The 233-nt window shown below is 72.5% G+C and carries 1 protein-coding gene; it reads right to left on the bottom strand.

The window, feature by feature from the left end; translation table 11 throughout:
- Window positions 1–217 (bottom strand): NAD(P)/FAD-dependent oxidoreductase (locus HKX41_13770; protein ID NNC25201.1); only part of this gene is annotated, 217 nt, incomplete at its 3' end.
- Window positions 218–233 lie beyond the last annotated feature (16 nt).

Below are 233 nucleotides of genomic sequence, written 5' to 3'. Positions count from 1 at the left end.
GGGCTTCGGGCTCCGTAAGCCCCACGCGCGCGACTTCCGGGTCGGTGAAGGTGGCCCGGGGCACCACCCGGTAGTCCGCCCGGCTGCCCAGGGGGAAGAGGGCGTTCCTGAGCGCCAGCCGCCCCTGATACTCGGCCACATGCGTGAAGAGGTACTTGCCGGTCACATCGCCCGCGGCGTAGACGCCCGGGGCGGTGGTGCGCAGGTTGGCGTCCACCCTCATGCCGGTCCGC

This window comes from Salifodinibacter halophilus (genome assembly GCA_012999515.1).
GTDB classification, from domain to species: Bacteria; Pseudomonadota; Gammaproteobacteria; order Nevskiales; family Salinisphaeraceae; genus Salifodinibacter; species Salifodinibacter halophilus.
This window is presented reverse-complemented; position numbering and strand designations above follow the sequence as displayed.